The sequence below is a fragment of the Levilactobacillus cerevisiae genome, assembly GCF_003946245.1.
Classification (GTDB): Bacteria; Bacillota; Bacilli; order Lactobacillales; family Lactobacillaceae; genus Levilactobacillus; species Levilactobacillus cerevisiae.
On record NZ_RHNN01000024.1, the window covers coordinates 50,403 to 59,897 of the forward strand.

At 48.8% G+C, this 9,495-nt stretch carries 5 protein-coding genes and 1 CRISPR repeat array; all 5 genes read right to left on the reverse strand.

Features of this window, described 5'->3' with window-relative positions:
• From cas5e to cas3, 5 genes are read right to left on the reverse strand one after another with little or no spacing between them, the layout of a single operon-like run.
• Nucleotides 1–711: a type I-E CRISPR-associated protein Cas5/CasD gene (cas5e, locus tag EKM99_RS11525; RefSeq protein WP_125583572.1), complete on the reverse strand. Its 711-nt coding sequence runs from the start codon at nt 709–711 to the stop codon at nt 1–3.
• Entirely contained in the window at nt 692–1,765 is a 1,074-nt protein-coding gene (gene cas7e, locus EKM99_RS11530) for a type I-E CRISPR-associated protein Cas7/Cse4/CasC (protein WP_125583573.1), read from the reverse strand. Before cas7e ends, cas5e begins: the two co-directional genes overlap by 20 nt.
• Nucleotides 1,765–2,376 (reverse strand): type I-E CRISPR-associated protein Cse2/CasB, encoded by a 612-nt coding sequence (gene casB, locus EKM99_RS11535; protein WP_125583574.1) that lies wholly within the window; start codon nt 2,374–2,376, stop codon nt 1,765–1,767. Before casB ends, cas7e begins: the two co-directional genes overlap by 1 nt.
• Nucleotides 2,377–2,385: 9 nt before the next feature.
• Entirely contained in the window at nt 2,386–4,098 is a 1,713-nt protein-coding gene (locus tag EKM99_RS11540; RefSeq protein ID WP_225419850.1) for a type I-E CRISPR-associated protein Cse1/CasA, read from the reverse strand.
• Nucleotides 4,085–6,859 (reverse strand): CRISPR-associated helicase Cas3', encoded by a 2,775-nt coding sequence (gene cas3, locus EKM99_RS11545; RefSeq protein WP_125583575.1) that lies wholly within the window; start codon nt 6,857–6,859, stop codon nt 4,085–4,087. Before cas3 ends, EKM99_RS11540 begins: the two co-directional genes overlap by 14 nt.
• Before the next feature lie 668 nt (nt 6,860–7,527).
• A CRISPR array of direct repeats spans nt 7,528–9,447; the repeat unit is 28 nt; unit sequence GGATCACCCCCACACCTGTGGGGAATAC.
• Nucleotides 9,448–9,495 lie beyond the last annotated feature (48 nt).

Below are 9,495 nucleotides of genomic sequence, written 5' to 3' on the forward strand. Positions count from 1 at the left end.
TTACTCCTTTCCGAGGGCCGCCATGATGTCATGGAACGTATCTAAATCGGCACTCTCTGTTTTAAGATTAGCGACTGCCACCTGAGTTTTTGAAATCGCCCGGAAACTGTACCGCCGATCCCGTTGATCAAAGGATTCTACGCGATCCTTGACTAACGCCTCCTGCTGATCAGCAATCAACTCAGCATCGGCAATGATTGCCAACTTTGTCGGATGCTGTTTATGCTGGTACCAAGGTGCCGCCTGCCAGCTCAAATGTTGGAGTACCGCAACGGGGGTCTCCTCTGTAAAAATTTGCGTCTGCAGGGGACCCGCGGGGACATTAGCACGTCTGCCTAAAAACAGCTGGAATTTAGGGTGCCTGAGCGCAAAGCTAATGTCGTCAATCAAAGACTCGTCCGTACTGCTCAACGCGACAACAAAAATGGCATCCTGAATATAGTCCCGGTACGTAATCTTACGCGTTCCTTGCTTCCACTCAACAGTCTGGAAATCCGTTAAAGAACGGCCCACTTGATCAATCCGGACAGCAAACTTGAGTGCGTTCAGGTCTCGAATACGCGTGTCAGTTCGCCGATAGCCCAAAGCAGCCGCTACCATACCGATGACAGCACTTTTGGTTGGATAATTATTAGTCGTCCGCCGGGCAAATGAAGCCTCGTTCCCATAAGACTGGAGCGGTGCGGTTAATTTAATCGTTAGTGTTTTCATCCTGAACCGCCTTTGCTAACGCCTCCGTGACCTTTGTCAGGAGTTCTGACAAATTAGCCACGTTCTCACCAATCGTCGAATCTGCCTTACCCAACACAAGATTAATCACGGGTTGATCGACATATTCCTGTGTCCGCGCATATTCGGTCTCAAGTCGATCAATGGATGGTTCAACGTACCCATTCTTTGAGGTGACGGGATTTTCAAAAGCCGAAACCAAGTTAACCGGCGTGTCTGTCCGAATCGTGACCATCACATAGCTAGGCAACGTCTTATTGGCAAACGTATTTTGCTTACCAGTAGGCATTGAGAGTAAGAAATCCTTGATGAAATCAGTTGCACCCTTAACGGCATCCGTTGCGTTTAAGTTATGCGCCAGTTCATTCATATTTACATTGGCGTAACGGTAAAGCGTGGCGGAGTTAAAGTCGATAGTCCCCAACATTGCTGCCCCGGTAGTCTCATTTCCTTGTTCGTCGTCCAGAGCGGTAAAGTAGTCGTACTCTGGTACAACTTCGTGGGTTGACACAGCGTGAGCCACCTGAGCCGAGGCGTCCACATTTAATTCAGGATTATCCGCAACCATCCGGCCAAACAGTGCCAAATCAAGGGATTGGTCCCCCTTCAAAACTTTCTTAACTTCTTTTTTATCCAGTTCTTCATTGTCGAGCGCATACTGAGCTAACTTAGCAATTTGTCCCCGGCTGACCAGAAGCAATGCGCCAGTTTCATGGTCTTTATTTAGCTTGACCCCCGCAGATGTAAAAACTTCAGTTGCTTTGGCCATGGCTGCGTCGTCATCTAAAGAAGAATCGCGCGCCTGCAATTCCTTAGCCAACAAGGTTGCGGCCGTTTTCGTTCGTGTTCCCGCTGCTGAAACATTGTCCTGTTTGAACACGTCCCGAACAGCTTTTTTCCAACTCTGAGAAGAAACTCGGGCGCGGGAGACCCCACCGTAAAGGGCGGTCTTGGGAGCGCCAGTATCGTCACGGTTAATGTTTGAGGATGGAACCGTCTGTAACACACTTAAGTCAACGTATAAGTTTTCAGTCATTAGTTTTTCTCTCCTTCTGTTTGCGTATCTGCTTGCTTCACTGAGAAATATTGTTGGCCCCAGCGTAACCGGATGCGGCTTGCTTGCTCATAACTACCCTGTAACCAATACAAATCCTGGGCTAAAGCAGCAAAATCAATTTTCTGCAACCCACTGTTTGCTTTCAAAATGCTAACTAAATGGGTGAGCCCATTGATTACGCCGGCCACGTTAGTCGTCGCTAAGAGCGGTTGCACTCTGCGGTCCGTGGCAATCCGAAGGTCTTCGTTTCCCCGAAGATTTCCTAGAGCACCAAACAAAGTCACGCCTTTAGCCCCTTTATCCCAAGCCGAGGCATAGACTTGCGCCCCATCACTTCCCTGTTGATAAATAGCATAAAAGCGGATTGCCGTGTATACAGCAACTTCTTCTGGCGATGGCGTGCCATCCTCACTATGAGAAAGTTGACGTTCGTCTAAATTTCCCATGATCAGAGGCCAAACTGTTTGGGCACGCTGACTGGTAATCGTTGGCGCATTTCTTAGACCCGCGAGCATGGCCTTATCTGGATGGCCATCGCGGTAAAGTGCCAGAATAATCCGACTGGTAGCGGTTCTTAGTTCATTTGACATAGGCCCTCATCACTCCTTTTTCAGTTCAAGATGTTTTCTAACGTTATACATCAGATGGTTCTTCGCTGTGAAAATATTCAGTGGCCCGTGCTTTTCTGTTGCAATTCCCTTGACGTCTCGTGGTGAACTCGCCGCCATCACGTCGTCCACGGCCGCCACAACAATCTTTTCTAGTTTGGATTTCCACAGAATAATCTTTTGATCACGATCTTCAGTTGGCTTCAAGTCCGCTAACCATGCTTTGAAGGGCTCATTCAGTTGCTCGTAGAACTGGGCACTCATGCCACTAGCAAAGGGTCTGACGTCCAAATTACGAATCGTCCCGAGATCACTCGCAAAGTGATAAAAGTCAGTTCCAATGGTCTGCGTAACCGCAATTGCATCTTCAATCCGTTCTGGCCAGCGCTCTGCAAGATCCTCATCAAATAACACATCCGCCTGTAGTTGCATGTCATCCCCGACCTCTACCGCTGGTGACTGTGATGTCGCATTGCCATCACTAATCAAGGCAATCGAATTCAAAAGTAACGGGGCGTCTTGCGAAATCAATTCCCGTTCTTTCAATGCCCGTAACCAAATGACGATACCCGGTTCATGCATCTCATCATCCTTATGAACCTTGACGTACTGCCCAAAATTGCGCCACATAGCGATACCCAGTGAACGCAGTCCTTTGACCGCTGGCCGATACTTACTGGTTTTTTTATCGAATCGCCAGGTCGTCATTGGCTCAAGAAACGCATTTTCATAGTCAAACATGGGAATCCCCGCACTGAAAATCTGAGGATGGCCATCCTGCCATTCTATGTGTAAGATGCGAGACCAAGCTGTGTACAATTCTGCTAAATTATCTGGAAGGAGCTGGGCCGTCCGTTCGTTCACGTAAGCCCGAACCGATTTGGCCTCCCAAACTGGCTTCTGAAGCGTGCACTCGGTCTCATCTTTACGCGTATCAACCAGCACCAAATTCAGCATCAACGTGTCAAAGAGCGTGGTTCCTTCTACAAACACGGGACTAATTCGATAGATCCAGCCAGCTGAGTTAGAAAATTTTTCCTCAGTCACGACTTTCGTTTTATCCGTCACACCAGTAAAGTTTTGGTAGGTGATTACCCAACGAATTAATTCCGTCAGAGCAACCTCATTCTTAGCTTCACCCGCCTTGGGAGCGAAAATAGCTGGCGAGTTGCCACTCTCTGACACGCGCCGGTTCATCTGCTTAACCAAGACCTGACCTTTGCCAGCCGCCACCCGCTTATTCTGTGGGACCAGCGCATCGTAGTCTTCAGCCGTCGCTTGATAGAAGGGCCGTTCACCAAAGAACGCAAAGTCTTGTGCATGTTCTGCCAAATAATCGGTCACTGTTTGTGAAAATCCTTTGGCTTGATATAACTGGTCCCAGGTTTCAAACAGGGTGTCCTGACCATCCTCGGCATAGATATCCTGATCAACCTTTATCGGCTCTGCAGAATCGGCATTGGGTTCCAGCCATGGATACGACTTCCCCGTTGCGTCCACCCGTGAATAAACCGTCGTCAAGATTGCCAACAATAATCGCAGTATTGCCATGTCCTGACTACGCATATCTCCAGCCAATTGCCGATAATGTGGTGCATTTTTAAATAAGTCGATCAAAGAAACTGTTTCTTCCTGATTCTTCTCAATCGAAAACACTTTAATCCAAGGATCAGTCGTCAAATTAAACTTCTTATCGTCCACCATTATCACCCTCCTTTACATATTTAAGCCCTAGCTTTGCATCATACGTGAGCTGCCAACCAGCGAAATTCACGGCATCATTTTCATCTAGTGGCAATGCTAATGCCCCCTTCAACCAAACACTATTTTGCCAGTCCAAGAAGTAGCGACCGGTCAAAGTCTCCAGCTTTTTAATGACTTGGTCAATTTCATATGGTGGGGTCACCGCTGCCGGAATGCGAATGATCTGCTGAGCAATTTCCTTTGGTTTCACCTTACTCAGGGGCCGGCCGTCCAAGAGAAAGTTGCCGTCACCAGTGTGTTGAACCAAAATAACTTCCACCGTTTCCTGAATATCACGCACGGCCGCACCCGCCTTCTGCTCATTCTGGTCAACGTTACCCAGATCACGGCCGAGCCAGTCGTGAATTGTCTTCCCGGGTCTTAACTTCGGATCAGCGATTTGAAAAACGCCTGCCTTCTCTACTTCAAGATCCAGATCTTTGTTAAATTTGGCCTTAGCCGCCGCAATATCAGGAATGTCTTCATCCGTCTTTGAATCATAGACTTCTTGCACTAAGGGCGAAATATCAGTCGGCAAGGTAATTTTGTCTGGCAAGAAGTGGTCCGTCTTCATTAAGAGGTACTTCCCATAAACTTTTTCGGAGCCCGACTCGTAAGTACTAAGACCTTCAATCCCCATAACAAAAACGTGAGCTACTTGCAACGTTTTGGGTCGGTCAATCTGGTGGCGATGTAATCGTCCGGCTCGTTGTAGGATTAAGTCCATTGGGGCAACGTCTGTATACAGCACATCAAAATCAATATCCAGCGACTGCTCCAACACCTGCGTCCCAATCACAATCAATTTGTGCGGTCGTTTGCCATGCTTGCCAATAGCCGCTTGGAGCTTTGTTTCTTGGGCTATCCGATCCGTTGCGAGAAAGGCTGAATGCAAAATCATTAAATCAATATCTGCAGGAACTAACGCGGCTAAAGCCTGAGCGCGTTTCACCGTGTTGACAATGATTCCAGCAACACCACCATTCGCCAACTTGTGAAGCACATGCGTGATCAGCGCGTCATTCTCGACATCCAGTCGTTTTATGTGTAACACAGTTGGTTGCTGGTCACTTTGACCAGGGAATGAGGTGACTTGCTTAATTTTCGTGCCATCAAGCAGACTGAGTAGCGGATAGGTCTCCGTGTTCTTCCAATCTTTGGGCGCGTCAAGCTGGCGCCGATAAGTCATCCCATATTTTCCTTTCAAGTAGGCCAGCAGTAACTGTTGCCGTCTGTCCTTGGGCAGCGTCGCGGATAAGATAATGATGGGCACATGGTAGGCGCCCAACCACTCAATGGCTTTGTCTAAATACTGGTTCATGTATGCGTCGTAGGCGTGAACCTCATCAATCACCACGACTTTTCCGCTAAATCCGAGGTGCCGGAGGAAGAGATGCTTTTGTTTCAAGCCCATGAGCAGGAGGTTATCAATCGTCCCCACGGTGAATTTCGTCAGGATCGATTTCTTTCCGGAGAACCAGCTATTAACCACCACCTCACCGGATTTATCCTCATCATATATGTTCGCTGCATTCGGGAGCGCTTGATATTTCTGATTAAACTGAGACTTCCCGTGCATCAACCGGATTTGAAAATTCTCACCCTGGGACTTTGCTAGAAAGGTCAACCATTTGTCCACACGATCAAACATAGCATTCGTCGTTGCCTGTGTCGGGAGTCCCATAAATAACCCATCTCGACCAGTAATAAAGGCCAATTGTTCAGCGGCTAGCAGCGCAATTTCAGTCTTCCCCACCCCCATCGGTGCCTCGACAATCACTATTCCCGGGTCTGTCGTCGCACCAATGGCCTTAGTCATGGCCTGCTGAACGGGACGCGGCTGGAAATCCCAACGTTTTCTGTAGGGCTCTCGTTTAGGATCTGTCAAATCTATCCGTTGTGGCTCCCACTCACCGTCAGTGTCCCAGGCAAGCATAGCCTGCTGATATCGATGTACTGGCCTGATATCTTCCCAGGATTGATCTAAGGGAATCAACGGAAATAGTGGCGTCGGTATCGACTGATCCTGGTCTAAATATTCACTGGAAGCCAGCCAATCAGCCATGATTAACAAGCCCTCCAAAACAACGGCTTGTGGCTGCGTGACGTCAGGAATCTCTGTCACCGACTGATACCCGGAAGAAGCCAGACCATAATCAAATAGTTCTTTCTGTACCTGCTTCCACGGCGCTTGAATTTCGGGCAAGTTATCGCTTTGGTAGAAATTGGCTGTATAAACTTTTATTTGATTAGCTGGCTTTTTACTAGCTGGCTTGCCATGGTGACCCCCGATGATGGCACCGATTGAAGCGGGCACACCAAATTTCTCAAGGATGGCTTCCCCAGCTAGAGCATGGGGCGACTCTTTGGCTGATGCCAACTGCAAGCTTTCAAAATCAATGAATCCCGAATGCGCTAGCCTTGCACTTAAGTACTCATCCAAGCTGGCATCCCCATTGTAGGACTCCTTGGCTTGAAACGCCGCAGTTGCTTTGCCGCCATCGTGAATGAATCCGATGAATTTGACCAAGCGCTGCGTCTCTTCCTCGGTTAAGGTTCCCTGTAGCAGTTCTCGCTGACCTGGGCTTAACCAGTGATAGAAAAGATAATTGATAACATTCTGGGTATCTACCAGATGGGCAATTAGTGGCAACCACTCCTGTTGCCCATCTTCTGAACGCTTCTTGGCCCATAAAGCCGCTGCTTGCCTAGAAATTTTCATTTTGTCATCTCCCTTTTCGTTTCAAGAATAGTTTCTTGAGTCTAACAGTCATTGTTGCTTTAATCTTTCTGCAAGCGTATTCATTTATCGTCTGAACCATTATTGCTTGAATTTTTTTAAGTCAGTTTTTCTTTATTAATACCTTTTTCAGGATTGCCCCCACACCTGTGGGGAATACTTCAAGCCAGCATATCAATGCGGATAAGATCAGGAATCACCCCCACAGGCGTGGGGAACACTGGCCGAGTCCAAACTATCCTTCACTAATCACTGGATCACCCTCACTGCATACATCTCTGTGAGGAACATCTTAATAATACATCAATGTGATTAGTGATGTCCACCTATTTTGAAATTAATTTGAAATAGTTTTAACGTCAAACAAATTCTTCGTCAGATAAATATGACCCGGTAACTAAATTACCACCTCTGACTTCCCAGGAATGCGGTGAAGTTATCGGTAAAATTAACGATTGTATTTTTAGCTAACATTGAGCATTATATATCTCGGAAACTATTTCTAAGGATAACTTAGCATCCTCAATTTAACAACAACCGAATTGTATCAGTTTTGTAAAGGAGACAAAACATTATTCCACCAGTTAATAATGTTACTAGAGAATAATCATTCGAAGATGTATGAAAAAAGGCCCCTACTTTAAGGGAGCCTAAAATCCCCACACCTGTGGGGAATACGTGGCACTAAGGTCAGCACCGTAAGCCATCTGAGGATCACCCCCACATCCGTGGGGAATACAGCCAACCACAGGTTATAAAGTCAGGCAAATCGGGATCACCCCCACATCCGTGGGGAATACTCGTGCGAGTTGTCCGCCGCAGCCTTGCCGGCGGGATCACCCCCACATCCGTGGGGAATACGCCTTTTTTAAATAGGCATACCCTTTTCGATCAGGATCACCCCCACACCTGTGGGGAATACGCGGCAACTGGTTCGGCCAAAGCGTATGGCGTAGGATCACCCCCACACCTGTGGGGAATACACCTTTCCAGTCTGCTGCGGATCCGTTGAACCAGGATCACCCCCACACCTGTGGGGAATACGTTCCTTGATATGCCGGGAGTACAAATGGCTCAGGATCACCCCCACACCTGTGGGGAATACACAATTGGGCTGTACAGCGGGTCAAGGTCAACGGGATCACCCCCACACCTGTGGGGAATACTCATGCTATACTTAAAACAGTAAAGGAAGGGAAGGATCACCCCCACACCTGTGGGGAATACTGCTGAAGACTGTGGCGGATGACTATGACTATGGGATCACCCCCACACCTGTGGGGAATACCAATATGTAGCAAAAACAGTTAAGACTCAGGTTGGATCACCCCCACACCTGTGGGGAATACGAAGAATTAGGGAAGCTGAAGCACCGTGACAAGGGATCACCCCCACACCTGTGGGGAATACATCAAATCAACGTCATGGGTCCCGCGTGCCCGGGGATCACCCCCACACCTGTGGGGAATACATGCCACACAGGTGCAGCAGACTGTTAAGCCCAGGATCACCCCCACACCTGTGGGGAATACCCATTTTTGGCCGCGAAAAAGTTGTCCCAATGAGGATCACCCCCACACCTGTGGGGAATACAACCGGCTAGGTGACTCGATGAACGATTTGAAAGGATCACCCCCACACCTGTGGGGAATACCTGACCCCCGTTGCTTCAGCAACCTGATTTCGAGGATCACCCCCACACCTGTGGGGAATACAGCAGCCTTCAAACTTTAAGCTAACTTGAATAAGGATCACCCCCACACCTGTGGGGAATACTTGAGGAGGCCCAAAATGAAGCGTAAAGAAATGAGGATCACCCCCACACCTGTGGGGAATACCTTGCATAGTGAATCGGCTTTAAGACTGACTTGGGATCACCCCCACACCTGTGGGGAATACTCACGGACGACCTTTTGAACATCAGCCGTCATAGGATCACCCCCACACCTGTGGGGAATACTCCAAGGCCTGGTCGCTAGTGCGGCGAGTGTGAGGATCACCCCCACACCTGTGGGGAATACTATTGCTCCACAAAACGGGGCCGTGCTGCTTGAGGATCACCCCCACACCTGTGGGGAATACGCGGAGGTGCTGCACAAAACGCCAGGTGAGGTAGGATCACCCCCACACCTGTGGGGAATACTTTCTAATGCTGGTTCGATTGCTAATACTAATAGGATCACCCCCACACCTGTGGGGAATACGTGAGTGTGCACTAGCATCAGTTGCCGCAGCCGGGATCACCCCCACACCTGTGGGGAATACAAGTTACGACTCGTTTAGCGTCTTTGGTGGATAGGATCACCCCCACACCTGTGGGGAATACAAACATCACTTGCCGCGATGCTCGACCAACCGGGGATCACCCCCACACCTGTGGGGAATACCATCATCCCCCGGCTATGCAGGCCAGGCGATAGGGATCACCCCCACACCTGTGGGGAATACCTAAGTCTGAGTACGAGAAGCGTCTAGCAATTAGGATCACCCCCACACCTGTGGGGAATACATGACCAATCAGTTTTAGGTCGCGCTCTTGATAGGATCACCCCCACACCTGTGGGGAATACGCGGCAACTGGTTCGGCCAAAGCGTATGGCGTAGGATCACCCCCACAC